Annotated in this window: 18 protein-coding genes and 1 rRNA gene; 8 read left to right on the top strand and 11 right to left on the bottom strand. The window is 41.9% G+C overall.

The window, feature by feature from the left end; translation table 11 throughout:
• Nucleotides 1-106, top strand: a 5S ribosomal RNA gene (gene rrf / locus ABWO12_RS09890); the annotation flags it as partial.
• 157 nt (nt 107-263) lie between these two features.
• On the opposite strand, the gene ABWO12_RS09885 is transcribed toward rrf, so the two are convergent.
• The 3 genes from ABWO12_RS09885 to ABWO12_RS09875 all read right to left on the bottom strand — a co-directional run bounded on the left by ABWO12_RS09885 (nt 264) and on the right by ABWO12_RS09875 (nt 2,162).
• Complete coding sequence (locus ABWO12_RS09885; protein WP_353088717.1) at nt 264-629, bottom strand: helix-turn-helix domain-containing protein; 366 nt, start codon at nt 627-629, stop codon at nt 264-266.
• 1 nt (nt 630) lies between these two features.
• Nucleotides 631-1,083, bottom strand: coding sequence for an SsrA-binding protein SmpB (gene smpB / locus ABWO12_RS09880; protein ID WP_353088716.1), 453 nt, complete (start codon nt 1,081-1,083; stop codon nt 631-633).
• Between the two features lie 563 nt (nt 1,084-1,646).
• Nucleotides 1,647-2,162: a DUF2892 domain-containing protein gene (locus ABWO12_RS09875; protein ID WP_353088714.1), complete on the bottom strand. Its 516-nt coding sequence runs from the start codon at nt 2,160-2,162 to the stop codon at nt 1,647-1,649.
• Nucleotides 2,163-2,313: 151 nt separating this feature from the next.
• On the opposite strand from ABWO12_RS09875, the gene rpmH reads away from it, so the two are divergent.
• The 4 genes from rpmH to ABWO12_RS09855 all read left to right on the top strand — a co-directional run bounded on the left by rpmH (nt 2,314) and on the right by ABWO12_RS09855 (nt 6,511).
• Nucleotides 2,314-2,475 carry a 50S ribosomal protein L34 gene (rpmH, locus tag ABWO12_RS09870; protein WP_056072822.1) on the top strand — a complete coding sequence of 54 codons (162 nt, stop codon included), beginning with the start codon at nt 2,314-2,316 and terminating at the stop codon, nt 2,473-2,475.
• Between the two features lie 162 nt (nt 2,476-2,637).
• A complete protein-coding gene (gene carB / locus ABWO12_RS09865; protein WP_353088713.1) occupies nt 2,638-5,490 on the top strand; it encodes a carbamoyl-phosphate synthase large subunit in 2,853 nt (950 codons plus the stop codon).
• A 248-nt stretch (nt 5,491-5,738) separates the two neighbouring features.
• Entirely contained in the window at nt 5,739-5,981 is a 243-nt protein-coding gene (locus ABWO12_RS09860; RefSeq protein WP_353088712.1) for an ion channel, read from the top strand.
• 59 nt (nt 5,982-6,040) lie between these two features.
• On the top strand, nt 6,041-6,511 hold the full coding sequence (locus ABWO12_RS09855; protein ID WP_353088711.1) for a hypothetical protein: 471 nt from the start codon (nt 6,041-6,043) through the stop codon (nt 6,509-6,511).
• 51 nt (nt 6,512-6,562) lie between these two features.
• Here ABWO12_RS09855 and ABWO12_RS09850 read toward each other — a convergent pair whose 3' ends face one another.
• The 4 genes from ABWO12_RS09850 to ABWO12_RS09835 form a co-directional block, all read right to left on the bottom strand.
• The gene (locus ABWO12_RS09850) at nt 6,563-8,596 is read right to left on the bottom strand and encodes an FG-GAP-like repeat-containing protein (RefSeq protein WP_353088710.1); all 2,034 of its coding nucleotides are present in this window, start codon (nt 8,594-8,596) and stop codon (nt 6,563-6,565) included.
• 10 nt (nt 8,597-8,606) lie between these two features.
• The gene (locus tag ABWO12_RS09845) at nt 8,607-9,719 is read right to left on the bottom strand and encodes a hypothetical protein (RefSeq protein WP_353088708.1); all 1,113 of its coding nucleotides are present in this window, start codon (nt 9,717-9,719) and stop codon (nt 8,607-8,609) included.
• A gap of 102 nt (nt 9,720-9,821) precedes the next feature.
• Complete coding sequence (locus ABWO12_RS09840) at nt 9,822-10,376, bottom strand: acyl-CoA thioesterase (RefSeq protein ID WP_353088707.1); 555 nt, start codon at nt 10,374-10,376, stop codon at nt 9,822-9,824.
• Nucleotides 10,360-11,709 carry a DNA recombination protein RmuC gene (locus tag ABWO12_RS09835; protein ID WP_353088705.1) on the bottom strand — a complete coding sequence of 450 codons (1,350 nt, stop codon included), beginning with the start codon at nt 11,707-11,709 and terminating at the stop codon, nt 10,360-10,362. The genes ABWO12_RS09840 and ABWO12_RS09835 overlap by 17 nt, the downstream gene beginning before the upstream one ends.
• A gap of 102 nt (nt 11,710-11,811) precedes the next feature.
• Here ABWO12_RS09835 and ABWO12_RS09830 point away from each other — a divergent pair, with 102 nt between their 5' ends.
• From ABWO12_RS09830 to ABWO12_RS09820, 3 genes are all read left to right on the top strand, one after another.
• Nucleotides 11,812-12,384: a pseudouridine synthase gene (locus ABWO12_RS09830; RefSeq protein WP_353088704.1), complete on the top strand. Its 573-nt coding sequence runs from the start codon at nt 11,812-11,814 to the stop codon at nt 12,382-12,384.
• Between the two features lie 87 nt (nt 12,385-12,471).
• Entirely contained in the window at nt 12,472-12,813 is a 342-nt protein-coding gene (locus tag ABWO12_RS09825) for a hypothetical protein (RefSeq protein ID WP_353088703.1), read from the top strand.
• Nucleotides 12,814-12,861: 48 nt separating this feature from the next.
• Nucleotides 12,862-13,458 carry a proline and serine-rich protein 1 family protein gene (locus ABWO12_RS09820; protein WP_353088701.1) on the top strand — a complete coding sequence of 199 codons (597 nt, stop codon included), beginning with the start codon at nt 12,862-12,864 and terminating at the stop codon, nt 13,456-13,458.
• Between the two features lie 102 nt (nt 13,459-13,560).
• On the opposite strand, the gene ABWO12_RS09815 is transcribed toward ABWO12_RS09820, so the two are convergent.
• From ABWO12_RS09815 to ABWO12_RS09800, 4 genes are all read right to left on the bottom strand, one after another.
• Entirely contained in the window at nt 13,561-14,343 is a 783-nt protein-coding gene (locus ABWO12_RS09815; RefSeq protein ID WP_353088699.1) for an ABC transporter ATP-binding protein, read from the bottom strand.
• Nucleotides 14,340-15,368: a FecCD family ABC transporter permease gene (locus tag ABWO12_RS09810; RefSeq protein ID WP_353088697.1), complete on the bottom strand. Its 1,029-nt coding sequence runs from the start codon at nt 15,366-15,368 to the stop codon at nt 14,340-14,342. The genes ABWO12_RS09815 and ABWO12_RS09810 overlap by 4 nt, the downstream gene beginning before the upstream one ends.
• The gene (locus ABWO12_RS09805; RefSeq protein WP_353088695.1) at nt 15,365-16,603 is read right to left on the bottom strand and encodes an ABC transporter substrate-binding protein; all 1,239 of its coding nucleotides are present in this window, start codon (nt 16,601-16,603) and stop codon (nt 15,365-15,367) included. The genes ABWO12_RS09810 and ABWO12_RS09805 overlap by 4 nt, the downstream gene beginning before the upstream one ends.
• 401 nt (nt 16,604-17,004) lie before the next feature.
• The gene (locus ABWO12_RS09800) at nt 17,005-17,928 is read right to left on the bottom strand and encodes an Abi family protein (RefSeq protein WP_353088694.1); all 924 of its coding nucleotides are present in this window, start codon (nt 17,926-17,928) and stop codon (nt 17,005-17,007) included.
• Between the last annotated feature and the right edge of the window lie 254 nt (nt 17,929-18,182).

Raw genomic sequence — 18,182 nt, 5'->3', positions numbered from 1 at the left:
GTGGTTATTGCGTAGGGGCTCACCTCTTCCCATTCCGAACAGAGAAGTTAAGCCCGACAGCGCAGATGGTACTGCATAACTGTGGGAGAGTATGTCGCCGCCTTGTTTTTAGTGAGGCCCTTCAATTTGAAGGGCCTCATTTTTTTTATCGGCGTGGCATGTCTCAAGGGTCGATTGCTTCGCCAGTTCGGCTAAAGCCATAGGTCGCCGCCTTCTTTTTAGTGAGTCCGTCTCAAATTTTAATATTGATTCGGCTTATATTTTCATAGGTTTTGCAAGCGATTTTTTAACAGATCTATCTCTGAAAGGATGGACGCAATTTGGGCTTCTTTTTCAACACTTTTGGCGAGGTTCAATCCTTTTTCTTCCAAAATCCCTGTGATTGCTTCAATGGCTTGTGGATTAAAATCAATCAGGTGTAAGAGTTTAACGCGGTACCAAGCAACGAGAACCAGTTGAACTTCAATACGCAGTAGTGAGGCCAATAAACGGGCTTGCGCTTGTGTTGGAATCCTGTTTCCATTTTCAAATTTACTGATTAATGCTTGATCAATCCCTGACAAGTGGGCTAATGCTCGTGTAGACAGACCTGAAGTTTCGCGACCCTGTTTCAAAAGTTGATCCAGCATACTAAAACACCTTTTTTAAACGGTCAATATCCCGTTGCGTATCCCGATCTTTTAGGGTTTCCCGTTTATCGTAGTTTTTTTTACCGCGGCACAAACCAATATCCAATTTGGCCAACCCTTTTTCATTAGTAAAAAGACGAAGTGGGACGATAGTAAGTCCTTTGGTTTCTACTTTTCTGGCGAGCGATTTTAATTCTTTTTTATTCAAAAGCAATTTACGTTCACTACTCGATTGGTGATTAAATGCAGTGCCAAACGCGTATTCTTCAATATACGTATTTATGGCAAAAAGTTCGTGCCTGTGAAATTCGCAGAAGCTTTCCGCAATTTGCGCTTTTCCCAATCGTATCGACTTGATTTCGGTTCCCGTCAATACAATCCCAGCCGTATAGGTTTCAAGGATTTCATAGTCAAAACGAGCGCGTTTATTTTGTATCGAAACTTCTTTAATCATGCCACAAAGGTACAATAAAACACCATTAAAAGGGAGCTATTTTACATGGAAAAAGCAGGGGAACAATGATTAATTTCAGGTTTTTACTGTTTTGATGCGGGTACATTTGTCCTGTAAATCTTTTACAAAAAACAAAATAATTTTTTTTTAATAGTAATAGTAGCCTTAATGATTTGGAACGGAAATACAATGGATAAACAAAACTAAGGACTAGAAGGGCACATGGTGGGCTGTAAGACAAGTGACGTTCGCTGAAGATGACAAAGGTACTTCTGAAACCACTTCGTCAACTTTTGTTCCATTGGCAGGGTATTTCATTACAACTGATGTGACTTTGGGTATTGGAATTCCATTAGTTCCAAGACCGAAACTACAGACATACCGTCGTTGACCACAGCCGAAACCAGCATGTTTATTGTACAGCCTTTGGTGTGTAAGTATTGGATTTTAGATGGGAATTTCTATTTCTTCAGTCAGACTTCTTTGTCTATGACCTTTGGAAAGGAAAAAATATCAGATTATAAACTTACACACTTTTTGGGATAGTGTCAAACTATAACTAACTATAAACGTTTAAGCTGTTCTTTCATCATGGTAATTTGCTCTTTCAGCATGCCTTGCTTGTCGAGTTTTTTGACTTCGTTGATCAAGTTCGTCGCTTCCATTTTTCGACGACGGGATAAGGCGATTCCTGCCAAGTTGAGTTTGGCCACTGCCAAGTCCATGTCCATATTCAAGCCCAATTCAATCGCTTTTTTGAAAAACTTCTCGGCTTGGTTCAAGTTGGTTTGTGATACCATCAAGCCTTGCAGATAATTATAGTAGCCTTGTTGTTTGCGAATTAAAGCGGTTTCAGGGTTTTTAATTTTGGACAACCATTTTTGAGCGCCTGGGAAATTTTGTTTCCGCATTTGTAAAAACGCCAATAAGATGTACTCATTACGGAAGTATAGAGCCAACGGAATCAAAGCAACTAAAATCAAAAAAATCCCATTGCCAATATTGTTTTCTGTGAATTGCCAAACCGCAGCTGCAAAAATCAGTACGGTTAAAACGATCTTACTATTTCTGTGAAACATGAGGGTAAAATTTAGGTTGCAAATGTAGTAAAAGGAATTTGAAATATTTTTAAAAAAGCACTTGCATGTAATAAAAAGCTTTGTATATTTGCACTCGGTTTTGAAAAGCCGTAGATAGCGAACAAGTACCAGATTTTAAAGATATCGAACAATGAGTAAAAGAACATTTCAACCCTCGAAAAGAAAAAGAAGAAATAAACACGGGTTTATGGAGAGAATGGCTACTGCAAATGGTAGAAAAGTCCTTGCTCGTCGTCGTGCCAAAGGAAGACATAAGTTGACGGTATCTTCTGAACCAAGACATAAGAAATAATGATGATTCCATCATATTATAAGGCGTTACTTTTATCAGTAGCGCCTTTTTTTTTATCCTGTTTATAACTAATGATAAGTTGGCAACCCCGTTTTTTTTATAAGTTTTGGAAACCGACTAATTTTGACACACACAACCTAAACGACTAAACTACTAAACCACATGCCGAAAGATTCCGCTATCAAATCCGTTTTGATTATTGGTTCAGGTCCGATCATTATTGGTCAAGCCTGTGAATTTGACTACTCTGGGTCGCAATCGGCCCGCTCCCTTCGCGAAGAAGGAATTGAGGTCATCCTTATCAACTCCAACCCCGCTACCATCATGACCGACCCTGCTATGGCCGATCATGTATACCTCAAGCCGCTCACCTCCAAATCGATTATTGAAATTCTCAAAGCACATCCCAACATCGATGCCGTACTTCCTACTATGGGAGGACAAACGGCATTGAACTTATGTTTGGAAGCCGAAGAAAAGGGGATTTGGAAGGATTTTAATGTGCGCTTAATTGGCGTCGATATCAATGCAATTAACGTTACCGAGGACCGCGACAAATTTAAAACGCTGTTGAGCGAAATCGGAATTCCGTATGCGCCCGCTAAGACGGCCAATTCGTTTTTGAAAGGGAAAGAAATTGCGCAGGAGTTTGGGTTTCCGTTGGTCATTCGTCCTTCGTTTACGCTGGGTGGAACAGGAGCCGCTTTTGTGCATCGCAAAGAGGATTTTGATGAGTTGTTGACCCGTGGTCTAGAAGCGTCCCCCATTCACGAGGTATTGATTGACAAGGCCTTGTTGGGTTGGAAAGAATATGAATTGGAATTGTTGCGGGATCAAAATGACAATGTTGTCATCATTTGTTCTATCGAAAATATGGATCCTATGGGAATTCACACCGGCGACTCGATTACCGTGGCGCCAGCAATGACCTTGTCGGATCGTACTTTCCAAAAAATGCGCGACATGGCAATTCACATGATGCGCTCGATTGGAAACTTTGCTGGAGGATGTAATGTGCAGTTTGCCGTTTCACCTGACGAAAAAGAAGATATCGTGGCGATTGAAATCAATCCACGGGTGTCGCGCTCTTCGGCCTTGGCGTCAAAAGCAACGGGCTATCCCATCGCGAAGATTGCTACCAAATTGGCATTAGGGTATACGCTCGACGAACTGCAAAATCAAATTACCAAATCGACCTCTGCTTTGTTTGAACCCACGTTGGACTATGTGATTGTGAAAATCCCGCGTTGGAACTTCGATAAGTTTGAAGGCGCCGACCGAACGCTGGGCTTACAAATGAAATCGGTAGGCGAGGTAATGGGTATCGGACGTTCCTTTCAAGAAGCCTTGCATAAAGCTACCCAATCGTTGGAAATCAAACGCAATGGATTGGGCGCGGATGGAAAAGGCTATAAAAACTACGAACAAATTATTGAAAAACTCACCTATGCCAGTTGGGATCGTGTATTTGTAATTTACGATGCGATTCAAATGGGGATTCCGTTGAGTCGTATTCATGAGATTACCAAAATCGATATGTGGTTCTTGAAGCAATACGAGGAATTGTATTTGTTGGAAAAAGAAATCTCAAACTACCGTATCGATACGCTTCCGAAAGAGTTGCTCCTGGAAGCCAAGCAAAAAGGCTATGGCGACCGTCAAATTGCACACATGCTGGGCTGTTTGGAGAGTCAGGTGCACCGTTTGCGGGAAGAAATGTATGTGCGACGGGTTTATAAATTGGTCGATACTTGTGCGGCCGAATTTAAAGCGCAAACGCCCTACTATTATTCGACTTTTGAGGCTGAAATTGAGACGCCTTCAGGAGAACGCTACACGGCCAATGAAAGTGTAGTCACCGACCGTAAGAAGGTCGTTGTGTTGGGGTCAGGACCTAACCGAATTGGGCAGGGTATTGAGTTTGATTATTCCTGTGTGCACGGGGTTTTGGCGGCCAAAGAATGCGGCTATGAAACCATTATGATCAACTGTAATCCAGAGACGGTTTCAACGGACTTTGATACGGCCGATAAGTTGTATTTTGAACCCGTATTTTGGGAACATATTTACGACATTATCCAGCACGAAAAACCCGATGGAGTGATTGTGCAGCTGGGAGGACAAACAGCCTTGAAGTTGGCTGAAAAATTAAACCGCTACGGGATAAAAATCTTCGGAACCAGTTACGATGCTTTGGATTTGGCCGAAGATCGCGGTCGTTTTTCGGGCTTGTTGAAAGAATTGAATATTCCGTATCCTAAATTTGGGGTAGCCGAAAACGCCGATCAAGCCTTGCAATTGGCAGACGAATTGGAATTCCCCCTATTGGTTCGCCCTTCCTATGTGTTGGGGGGACAAGGGATGAAAATTGTGATTAATAAGCAAGAGTTGGAAGAGCATGTGATCGAGATTTTAAAACATATTCCCAACAATAAATTGCTGTTGGATTACTACTTGGATGGTGCGATTGAAGCCGAAGCCGATGCGATTTGTGATGGTGAAAATGTCTATATCATCGGAATTATGGAGCATATCGAACCTTGTGGGATTCACTCGGGCGACAGCAATGCGACGTTACCTCCTTTTAACTTGGGGGAGTTTGTGATGCAACAAATTAAAGACCATACCAAAAACATCGCATTAGCGCTTCAAACGGTGGGTCTGATCAACATTCAATTTGCCATTAAAGATGATATTGTATATATTATCGAAGCCAATCCACGTGCCTCACGTACGGTGCCTTTTATTGCCAAAGCGTATGGCGAACCCTATGTGAATTATGCCACCAAAGTGATGTTGGGAGAGAAGAAGGTGAGTGATTTCGATTTTAATCCGAAGTTAAATGGTTTTGCTATCAAGCAACCAGTGTTTTCCTTTAATAAATTTCCCAACGTTAACAAAGCCTTGGGTCCTGAAATGAAATCCACAGGCGAGAGTATTTTGTTTATTGAGGATTTGAAAGACGATCAGTTTTACGATCTCTATTCCCGACGAAAAATGTATTTGTCTAAATAAGTATAGTACCGCTCTTCGGAGCGGTTTTTTTGTGTAAAATGTGTAGTTTTACCTCAAAATAACCCTTATGGATTTTCGAAAAACCTTCAATGCCAAGCCAAAACCGAAGCCAATACCGGTTTGGGAACAAATGCTTCCAGTTATGGGGGACGTTTCTTTACCAAATCGGGTAAGGCCAATATACGTCTTACGGGATTTCCTTTTTTAGAGTCCATCAGTTGGTACCATAAGATGCTGACTTTACCGCGATGGAAGTTTTTAATGATTATCCTTTTGTTTTATTTTTTGGTGAATGCTTTTTTTGCCACACTGTATGTGCTTATCGGCGTAGACCATCTCAAGGGGTTACCACAACATCGCCTTGGGATGCTTTTGGACAAGCGTTCTTTTTTAGTGTGCAAACCTTTACAACGGTGGGCTACGGGCATGTGAGTCCGCGATGTTTTTTGGACAGTTTTATCGCCGCTGTAGAAGCTTGTCTGGGTTGTTGAGCTTTGCTATTGCTACGGGTTTGTTTTAGGGACGGTTTAGCCAACCCAAAGCCCATCTTTTGTTTTCCGATACTGCTTTGATTGCTCCTTATAAAGACGGTACAGCCTTGATGCTGCGCTTATGTCCTTTTAAGAATGTCAATTTATCCGATGCAGAGGCGCGGGTTACCCTGGGTATGCATGTGGAGGAAAACGGCCAAAAAGTCAACAAATTTTTCACTTTGGATTTAGAGTTGGATAAAATCAACGCCTTGAATTTAAATTGGACCTTAGTACATCCGATTACGCCTCAAAGTCCGTTGTATCAATTTGCCGAAAATGATTTTCAAGAAACGGTGGGGGAGTTGATCGTTTTTATCAAAGTATTTGACGATATGTTTAGTACTTCAGTGGTAAAACGCGCTTCATATACTTTTGATGAGATTGTTCACGGGGCTCGCTTTTTACCGATGTTTTCCCGTGATGGCTACCAAAGAAAAACCTTTTTGCATATCGACAAACTGCATGCCTTTGAAAAAGTTACCCTATAAAAAAAGCTCCGATGTACTCGGAGCTTTTTGTTTTTTCTAGTATGGATTGTGTTAGTTTTTCACAATTTTCTGGGTGAATTTAGTACCATTAGCATCCATAACCATCAACAAGTAATTACCATTTTCTAAGGATTGTAATGAGATAGACTCGTTTTCAATTTTGGATGACAATACCAAGCGACCGTTTAAGTCGTATACTTCTGCTTTAACTGCGGTGAAGCCCTCTTGGATTTTAATGGTCAATTGGTTACGCGTTGGGATTGGAAATACACTAACCGTTGTGCTGTCAAAAGAAGGATTGTTTAAGCTAGAACCTTCTGTAACGGTCAACAATTGGTTAATGTTGGGATTGTTGATTGTATCGACAATCCCTGAAGGCCAACGGATAATTACTTGGTTAATAGCTGTGTTGGTTCCAATACCGAAGTGTGCATTAATCGAACTCATATAACGGAACCCTTCTCCACTGCGTACATCGCGAATTTGTTTTCCGAATGCACCGTAGATTTCAATGCGCGCTCCAATACCGTTGCTGTTACTTTGTACACCGTTTAAGCGAACTTTTAACCAATTGTTTCCGTTTGGTACAGCATAACGAATGGTTGAGCCGTTTTGAATATCTAGGAACCCGTCGTTGTTTAAGTCGCCCACTGCGCCTACACCGATACCTGTGTAAGTAATACCTTGGAAAGTATTGTTTCCTTGGTTGAACATGATTTTGCTTCCACCGCCAAGTACGTCTACTTTTCCGTCGTTGTCAAAGTCGTAAGCAATGTTGTCAACATTGGTCGATGGATTTGTATCCCAACCTGATCCCGTTGTAATATTTGTAAATGCACTCAAAGTACCTGTAGTTTCGAAGTTGTTTCTAAAGAAACGGTGCGTTCCGGCACTCGCTGTAATGATTACATCCATATCACCATCATTGTCAAAATCGGCTATTCCAGACGACCAAGTTTGTATCGGAGTTACATTAACTCCAGTAGCCGCAGAAACGTTGGTATAGGTTGTTCCCCCATCGTAACGAATCAATTGACATGGAGGGCCTGAACATTTAGAAATAAATACATCAGAATCCCCATCGTTATCGAAATCGGTGAATAGCGTAGCATAATTTCCACCTCCATTACTGATTGCCATCGCGCCAGGCGTTACATTCGCTTGGTAGTAGGTAAGATTTCCAGCACCATCATTCAAATAATATACGTTTTCATTGATATCGTGGCAAGAGAAGATATCTAAGTTGCCATCTTTATTTAAATCGGTAAAGTTGGTACGCTGACAAAAAATATACTCTCCGGGAGTAATTCCTGTGTATTGTGTGCCGTTGTTTCCAGAACGTAAGATGGATAATCCTTGACCTGCACCTAAGATAATATCATTGTAGCCATCCTTGTTGTAATCGCCAGCAGCCAAACTCCAAGATGGGTAGAAATTCACATTGGAAAATGGATAACTTACAATGTTGAAAGTACCTGGAGTAGCCGTTTGGTAATGAACTTTCATCGTTCCTGTACTAATCCCTACAATATCATCCAATCCGTCATTGTTCATGTCAACTACACAAATATTGTATTGGTTGTTGATGGTAGAAACCGTTTGTGCATTGTAGGTAATGGGTGATGTAGGTTGAACCACTACTGCATTTTCAATTAATTGAAAGGTAAACCCATTACTAGTCCAGCGGTTATCCCAAACAATGGTATACGTTGTTCCTGCGGTTACATTGAACGTAGCAACAGAAGAAAAATTCTGACCGCTATCGTCATCACCATCAAAACACACCATTGAACCGCAAGTTCCAGTATACACGTGTACACGGGTATCCACACGCGGTGTGTTTGCCGCAATGTTTGAAGTAATAGTTACGGTATAATTTTGCGTTGGTGTATACGAATACCATTCCGCTTTTCCATTGGTACCCAAGGCTCCATTGTCGGCACAAATGGCTGGTGGTAAGTCGGTGCCATCTACCGCTGTAACCACATGGGTTCCCGCCGAAATAGGCAATGCAGTAGCACAGGTGTTCTGCGCTTGGGTAAATCCTAGAAAGAGAAAAAATAGGAGTAAAGTAATTTTTGTCATAAAGTTGTTATTAGTTGCAGGGTTGAAGCGATTCAATCCATTGTTTTACGAGTAATACACCCTCTTCGTGGAGGATCGAACGCCCGTGTAATGGCATCATAAACGCTTCGTTTTCAGTATTTAATCGGTAATAAAGCATAGAGCGATTAATGTTGTTTGGTGAAACAATACGGCTTAATGCAGGAGGAAAATCTTGCAAGTCAGCCGTGGGAACACAGACGCCCATATTGGTTAAATTGTTATTTGTTTCATTAAAACTCATGCGCATAGGTCGGTAATAACAGTGTCCTTTTTCACTATGACAATGGGCACAATTGATATCAAAATAGGAACGAACTCGCTGCTCAAGTGGTTTTGAAACATCTTTATAATCTACCATGGCAGTAGCTGGGTCAGAAATAGGTGCATTACTTTCTAAAATACCCCATTCTTTCCATTTCGCCAACTGATTTTTCGTTTCAGCGCCATAGTTATAGTTGAAGTTAATGTTTTGAGGTTTGATTCCAATAGGTGAATTGGAGTAAATATTCGTGTTTGGATCACGTAGTTTGTGACAAGTTACGCACTGTGCTTCATTGGGAATACGGTAATTGGCTGTTTTTTGCACTCCGTTTTCTGTAAAAGTAATTGTGCGGTTGCTTCCGTTTATATCAAAAAACGCTTCCGTTTGTTCGTCATTCCAAACATATTCTGCAAAAATCCATCCGTTGGATTTACGAATCATGATACGCGTTTCTATGATTTTACGCGTGTTAGTGGGTTGTAATTCGTCGTAATAAAAGTTTTTGATAATGGCAGCGCCCACGGGCAATTCCAAAACCGAACCGTCTCCATTGTACGTTGCTTTTGTTCCCGGAGGCAACCATACGAAACGCTTTTTGTAGGCATAGTCGGTAAATAACTGGCTAATGGGTTCGTAAATATGGACATCTTTTTCGGGCACCATGGCACTCATGGGCGCTTTAAAAAAGTGGTAGTCGGAAAGCTTAGCATAAGGCACTTGTGTTAAATCAACCGAAACGGGGCTCGGTTCCACATACTCCTCATTATCATTGGAAGAACAAGAATAAATAAATAAAGAAATGATTCCCGTAAAAATCCCTAAAAGGTAATACTTTCTCATGTTAAAAATATCTACACCAAAAGTAACAAAAAAAATCTATTTGCTTCAAAATTCCTGTAGTTATATGAGGATTTTTTAAAAATAAATAAGAATTTGGAAATTTTACCGTTCTTTCATTCCAATTTTCACATTGTAATTTTCTAGGTTTTTTAGGGCAGTTTCTGACAGGTAATCAAACTCCAATTCGTGTCGATTTCGGGTTTTTCGAGCTTCAATATGTTGGATACAATTGTAAAAACGCCGCACTTCATCACCGTTGGTTAAAATCAAACCGGGGACTTCCGTATTTTGGCCGTTTTCATCTTTGGCCACCATGGTGAAATAACTCGAATTGCAGTGTTTCGATTTGCCGGTTTGAATATCCTCTGATTCCACGCGAATCCCTATCACCATTGAACTGCGTCCCACATAATTTACACAGGCTTTCATGATCACGAGCTCGCCCACTTCAATAGGGTGTAGAAAGTCGACGGTATCCACCGAAGCGGTCACACAATAATTGCCCGAATATTTGGAGGCACAAGCAAAAGCAATTTGGTCCATTAAGGAAAGAATATACCCTCCATGAATTTTTCCACTAAAGTTGGAATGGGAAGGGAGCATCAATTGTGAAATGGATATTCGAGAGGATTTTACCGTTTTAAATTGTTTCTTCATGGGTCGTGTCAATATCGTTCGTTTGGCCTACTCCAGCGCGTTGCAACAAGGCTTCTGGCATTGTTTTTTTGGCTTTAGCTCCCATTTTTTTCAAGCGTTCTACACTCGAAATCAGGTTGCCTTTGCCTTCGGTGAGTTTATTCATCGCCCCTTGGTATTCTACTTTGGCTTCATCCATTTTTTTACCAATTTTTATCAAATCGGTGACAAACCCTTCAAATTTATCATACAAAGCCCCTGCTTGACGGGCAATCTCTAGCGCATTTTCTTGCTGCTTTTGATTGGTCCACATGCTGTTAATTGTTTTCAGAGTAGCCAATAAAGTTGAAGGTGTTACAATGACAATATTCTTTTCAAAGGCTTTGTTGTACAATGAGTTGTCTTCTTGTAATGCGACAGCAAAAGCCGATTCAATTGGGATGAAAAGCAACACAAAATCGGGACTCTCCATTTGGTACAAGTCGTGATAATTTTTGCTACTCAATTGCTCCACATGGCGATGAATAGCGATAAGGTGTTCGCGTAAATGCTGTTTTTGTTCCTCCTCAGTTTCGGCGTTGCACAAGCGTTCGTAGGCGGTTAACGTCACTTTTGAATCGACAATCATTTTTTTGCCATCGGGTAGAGCAATGACCACATCGGGTTGAAGTCGTTGTCCCTCCGGGGTGGTAAAGCTCTGTTGCACAAAATATTCGCGGTCTTTTTCCAATCCTGATTTTTCCAAAACCCGCTCCAGTACCAATTCGCCCCAATTTCCTTGCATTTTATTATCGCCTTTTAAGGCTTTGGTCAGATTAATGGTTTCTTGCGACATTTTTTCATTCATTTCCCGCAGTCCTAGTATTTGTTGGCGTAATGCGGCATGGTGATCGATGCTTTCTTTGTGTGTATCTTCTACTTTTTTCTCAAAAAGCTGAATCTTTTCTTGTAAGGGAGAAAGAATTGTTTTTAAGTTTTCTTTGTTTTGTTCGGTAAACTTGGTTGTTTTTTCTTCCAGAATTTTCTGAGCCAAGAGTTCAAATTCTTTGGTAAACTTTTCTTGTAATTGTTCCACTTCTTGACGGTATTCTTTGTTGCGTTCGACCAAATTGGAAAAATCCACTTCTTTTTTGGTGAGTTGTAAAGCCAAAGCCTCGCGTTCGGTACGCAACGTTTCTTTCTCCCCTTGGGCCGTTTGCCATTGCTGCTGCCCCGAAGTTACTTGTTGGGTTAATTGACGAATTTGCTCTTCTTTTTGAGCAAGGGTAGCACTGGTTTGATTGCTGGAGAGTAATTTTCCGATGAAAAATCCCAATCCCAAAAACACGGCAGATAAAACAATGGTTACAGTCATACGTTATTTTTTAAGGTTTTAAATTTACAAAACTTCAAGGCGATTTGCTACACAATTTTTCTTTGTCAAAATGGATTAAGTTTGTAAAAAACAAAAGTCGCCATGCACCGTCACTTTCTTTTGCACAAGCCCCATGGGTATTTGAGTCAGTTTATTTACCAAAAAAAGCGCGCCAAAAAGCTGTTGGGCGAACTGTATGATTTCCCCGAAAAAACGATGGCTATTGGACGTTTGGACGAAGATTCAGAGGGGCTATTGTTATTGACTACTGATGGTCAAGAAAGCGAACGGGTGCGCAGTAAAACGGTAGAAAAAGAATACTACGCTCAAGTCGATGGTTTGATTGACCCTACTGCGATAGCACAACTGGAGGCGGGGGTTGAAATTGGCTTCAAAGGCATTCGATACACCACCCAACCGTGTCAAGTTCGACTTGTGACGGTTTTACCGCCCTGTATTGGCGAAGGTCGACGCATACGCGATGCCCGTCATGGGCCCACCTGTTGGATATCTTTAACGCTCACCGAAGGAAAGTTTCGACAAGTACGCAAAATGACGGCGGCAGTGGGTTTTCCAACGTTACGTTTAGTTCGGGTTCGCGTAGGCCGTATTTCCTTGCATTTACATGCAGGCAGCGTGCAAGAAGTTCCCCATTTTGAACAGGTGGGCTTGTAGCGATTTTACTAAAAAAATAAATTTGACTTAATTTTTGAATTTGGAAATTAACAGATAACCCGTATTTTTACCAAAAAAACAATCATCATGAAAAAAATTACTTCTGTACTGTTTGTGCTACTTTCGGCAGTTTCCATGGCTCAAGTAGGACAAATAGGACACTTGACTATTTTCTCTGAAGATGGAGACAAATTTTACCTTATTTTAAATGGGGAAATGCAAAATGATATCCCCCAAACCAACATTCGGGTTGAGGACTTGAATCAGCCGTACTATAACGCGCGTATTCAGTTTGAAGACAAAACGTTGATGGATATTACCACCAACAACATGATGATCGCCGATCCGGACGGTATCATGTCGGATGTGACCTATAAAATTCGTCGCGACCGAAACAAGAAAGGGAAAATGAAATTGAATTTTTTCTAAGCAGTGCCTGTACAACCCAATTTTGTTCCCCCAGCCAATGTGTATGTTATGCATTACGGGCAACCGCGTCCGCGTCCTGTAAACCCCGGGCAAACTGTAGTGGTGCAACAACCTGCCCCTGTTCGTGGCGGTACCGTTACACAAACTACAACAACGACTACAACTAATGGTGGGGACAATATCAACGCCAACATCAATATTGGTGGACTTAACATGGGTGTTTCAATCAATGACAATATGGGCATGGGTGGCACCGTAACGCAAACTACTACCACTACAACTTCTTCTTCTCATGTGGGCGGTCATGTGGCTCCCGAACCTGTTGAAGTGGCGCCTGTAGGATGTCCAAGTCGTAGTTGTATGCGTCCAGCCGATTACAATGCTGCTTTAACGACCTTAAAAAACCAGGCTTTTGAAGATTCTCGTATGAAAACAGCCAAGCAAATTGTAGCGGTAAACTGTTTGAATGTCGATCAAATCATGCAAATTGCGAATTTGTTTAGCTTCGACGATAACAAATTAGAGTTCGCTAAATTCGCTTATGACTACTGCATCGAACCCCGTAATTACTTTAAATTAAACGGAATTTTCAGTTTTAGTTCAAACGCTGATGAATTATCCGATTACGTGCAAAGTCGCCAATAATCGGTCGCAATATCCCAATCAAAAGCTGTTCTTCGGAGCAGCTTTTTTTATGGTATCAAAAAATGGATGTTTGGTCGAATTAGAATGATAAAGAAAATGCCATTAGGATATGACAAACCGTCCTTTTTCAGCATCAAAGCGAATGTGTTCGTCGGTAAATAGCGTGTTAAATATGCCCGATTCAATATGATTGCACGGTTGGTCTAACACCAATTGATGGGGCGTCATAATCAACATTTCGTCCGAAAGTTGAATGGCAAGATCAATGTCATGGGTTGAAAAGAGAATGCATTTTCCCGTTTGATGCGCCACCCGTTGCAACAATTGAAACACGCCCACTTTGTGCACTAAATCCAAATGGGTCGTGGGTTCGTCCAATACAATCCAAGGGGTGTCTTGGGCCAAGGCTCGGGCGATCAAAACGCGTTGCAACTGTCCATCGCTTAATTCATAATGTTTTCGGTCCCGCCAAAGGCTTACCTCCGTTTGCTCCATCGCGGTTTCGATGGCCTTTATGTCGTCGGGGGCGAGTTGCCCAAGCCAGTTGGTGTAAGGATGGCGACCGAGCGCAATCAATTCATAAACCGTAAGGTTGCTTTTCGGAATCTTATCGGTCAACACCAAGGCCAATTTTCGAGCGCGTTGTTCGGCAGTCCATTCCTCCAAGGGTTTGTCCTCCCAAAAAATCGATCCCGACAACGGGGGTTGAATCCCACAAAGGGTTCGCAACAAGGTCGATTTTCCTACGCCGTTGGGACCAATGAGACTAACTAACTGCCCCGCTTTGAGTTCAAAATGCAATTGAGTTGCCAAGGGAAGTGCCTGGTTTCCTTTTCCATACCCAATGGTAAGATCGCACACGCGAAGCAGGGAATTTACACTCATAACAAGGCTTTTTTTCGAATGATTAATCCAATAACAACGGGCGCGCCAACGAGCGAGGTAATGGCATTGATGGGTAATGTAAAATCGAAACCGGGCATTTGTGCCACCGTATCACAACCGAGCATGATGATGGCTCCAATGAGTAACGTGGCAGCCAATAAAATACCGTGTTTGCTGGTTTGAAACAAGAGTTTTGCCAAATGCGGCACCGCCAAACCAATAAAGGCGATCGGCCCCACAAACGCCGTAATGCTGCCGCAAAGTAAAGCGGTGGCCCAAATGATACGCAAACGTGATTTTCCTAACGCTATGCCTAAACTGGCAGCATAGTTTTCGCCCAACAACAATCCGTCCAAGGCTTTTATACTTTGCAAGGTGAGGAGCAACCCCACTGCGAAACAAACCGTGAGAATTCCTATTTGTGCATAGGTCATATTGCCCAAATTACCCATACTCCAAAACGTAAACCTTTGCAATTGTTCGGCCGAACTGAAGTAGGTAAGTACAGAAACCGCGGCGGCTGTAAAACTTCCAAACATGAGCCCCACAATCAATAAACCCGCACTGTCTCGGAGTTTTCGCGATAAAACCAACACTAAGGCCATAACCCCTAAACTGCCCAAGCACGAAGCGGTCACCAATCCGTAGGGGCCTGTGAGTAGGGTGTATAGTCCGGTGGGCAACAATCCCGCACCCAAGAGTACCAAGGCTACGCCCAAACTCGACCCCGAGCTGAGTCCGAGCACATACGGTCCCGCCAAAGGATTGCGGAAAAGCGTTTGCATCAATAACCCACAAGTCGATAAGCCCATGCCTACTAAAATAGCCGTGAGCGCTTTTGGGATTCGAAATTCAAGGATAATATAGGACCAAGTTGATTTGACTGGCGTTTGTCCAAAAATGGTTTGCAAAACATCACCCAAGGGAATAGCCACTTGCCCCCAAGCGATATTGCTGAGAAAGGCCAACAGTAGGAGTCCACTTAACAGGGCAAAAAGCCCGCGATGACGAGAGGTTAGGGTCACGGTTGTAACGGCATAAAAAAATAGGGTTGGTACGAAGGTAACAATTCTGGGTGGAGTATTTTCACCAAATCTTTCAGTACTAAATCGGGTCGGTTGGGTGCCAATTCGTAGTAGAGACTGCCGCCGTTTTTTCCCTTTTTTCGGTGAAACGAATACACTTTTTGATTTTTAAACGCTTTGAATTGGCGGTAATGCGGATTCTGGGCTGCCATTTCACTGAGGGTTTGAAACTGACCCGAGGTGATCCACAGGTCGGCGTTGTGTGCTTTTTCAAATACCGTTTCAAAAGAGAGTGCAAGGCTTCCCGTGCCTTTTGTGGCGCTCCATAGGTAGTTGCCGCGGGCTTCTTTGAGTAGCAAACTGCCCCAACTGTCGCCTTTGGGAAGGTACCATTGTCCTTCAAACACATCGCCGGCCATGACGGTAGGTGCGTTGGGTGCTCGTGCCGCGATGCGCTTGGTGTTGAGGTAGTCTTTTTCAATTTTTGTAAAAACGCTTTCAGCCTCGTCTTGTGCATCGTAAAGCGCTCCAAAGAATTTAATCCACTCCGCCCGACCCAGTGGCGTTTGTTCATTCCAGTCGCCGTTGAGCATCACTTTTAAGCCACTGCGTTGCACGTTGTCTAGGGTGGGATTGTGATTGTCGATACCGTATCCAATGACAACCTCGGGTTGCAGCGTGATAAGTCGCTCGATATTTAAGGATTGGTTTTTCCCCAGTTCGGCCACTTTTCCGCGGGCGATTCGCGCTTGCACTTGCGCCGAGGAAATGTATTGCAGTTGTGGAAATCCTATGAGTGTGGGTACCTTTTTCAACATTTCCAAGGAAGGAATGTGGGTGGTAGAGGTGACCACTATTTTTTGAATAGGGATGCGAATGGCGGGGAGTTGCTGCAGCGAATCGGGTATGCGCGCCCCTTTTTTATACAAAACATAGCGGTACGTTTGTCGGGCTTCGGGCCAAGGATTGCGCACGGTAACCACGGTAAGGTCGTTGTAGTTTTGCAAAGCGAATCCCTGGGCATACCGCACGGTGTTATGGCTTTGTGCCATGGGCGTTTGGGAACGATCGGACTGGCATCCGAATCCCATGATGACAAGGAGTAGGCCCAGTAGCCTGACGCAACAATTCATATCGGATACTTTGTACAAAAGTAATGTTTTTTGGGTGATAGAATACTTCATGGCCATGGCTCCGTTTAGCACTAGGGCGAAGCTACGAACTTTAGGGTACAAATTAAGGAGCTATTGGTTTTTTATGTGTATAGAAGTTGCAACATTGTAGAGGGCGCAAAGTCAGGAGACGTTGTGCAGCGTGGGCGCAAAGTTGGGAACGGTTTGGGAAGGGTGCTTTTGGGAAAAACAGTAAGGGGTGCGATTTTTTCTTTACTAGACCACGCGAAGGGGCTGAAGTTTCGGGAGCGGGGCTTTACTTTTCAATAGCTAAGTATCTCAGTAGTTTTACAACGCCCTGTTGTCATTTCGACGATAGGAGAAATCCCATCCCATTTTTCACGCTACAGTTAAAAAACAAATTCGAGGTTATTTCCGACAGCTGGCACGGCAGTGGGAAAATCTAAGGGCTACAAAGTCAGGAGACTTCGCAGAGCGGGTAACTATATAGTTTTTTTAACAATTTACTTCCACAATTCCTCCTCTTGCCAATTTTGTTTCATGCCTAAAGCTTTTGGATCAACGTTTGGGTATTTTTCAAATAATATATTTAATCGCGCTGTAAATTGATTTTCTGTTTCTATAGTATTCAAAAGATACTTCATTATACATAAATGAATGTATAAATATTGAAAATCATTTTGATTAGGTACATCTGTTATCCACTTATAAGGCGGTTTCGATAATAACTTTATTGTAGATGGTAAGTTTTTATTCCATAATCTAGAGTGATGTGCACAATAGTTACGAATCTGTGTAATCGATTGCAACCAACTTGGCAAATAAGTATGATTAACGGCTCCAAATTCTTGTGCAATTATATCTTTTGACTTTATAGTATTTTTTAAATTACCATATAGTTTGGAAAGCGTTCCAAAACTAGTTTGTTCTAACGATTTCCATGATGGAGGAAAACGCTTATCGTCTTTATGCTTTTTATTATGATTTTTAATAGTAGCTTCCTTTGTTCGTTCTAGTTCTTCCTCTAAACTTGCTAAGGTTTTTACTAATGCTTTGCTATCGTCAAACAATTCAAAATTTTGAAACCACCAAGGATTAAACTCGTGTGAAAGATGATAAATCAACTTGGTTCTCAAACTAATCTCAATGCGCTCTATAACATCAAAAAGTAAAAAGCGTAATTCTCTATCAAAATTGTATAAAGCCATTACCTCTTCAAACTTGCTGTTGGGTTTAAAGGTATGATTTACTTTATCATCTTGCATTACATACCAATATTCCCCTAATCGATAATAGCTAATATTAGCCAACTGATGTGCAGCAAATGCTTCATCTTTAAACGTCAACCCCCTATTCTTTAAAATTTCAATTTGCTGTGAAATTGAAGTAGCATTTTTATCAAACATACCTAAAATATAAAACCCCAAAGTAAGCAGTTGTACTTATTTTGGGGTGTGAAGTTATTTCTATAAAAGCAAAAGACACACCCTGGGACGCTGTTCTTATGGGTAGCGTGGTGTGTACTGTTGCTGCAAATATACACCACTTTTTTATTAGTTTACAAATTTTTTGTGTTTTTTAAACTTTCTGTTTTTATTGCCATTCTGTTGAACTCCTTGGCGCATCGCATTATTGTTGAAACGAATGTGAAGGCATTAACTCCGTCGAATTTCATTTCGCG

The organism is Flavobacterium sp., assembly GCF_040379285.1.
Lineage (GTDB): Bacteria > Bacteroidota > Bacteroidia > Flavobacteriales > Flavobacteriaceae > Flavobacterium.
Note: the sequence above shows the minus strand (reverse complement) of the source record. Positions and strands in the feature narration are given on the sequence as shown.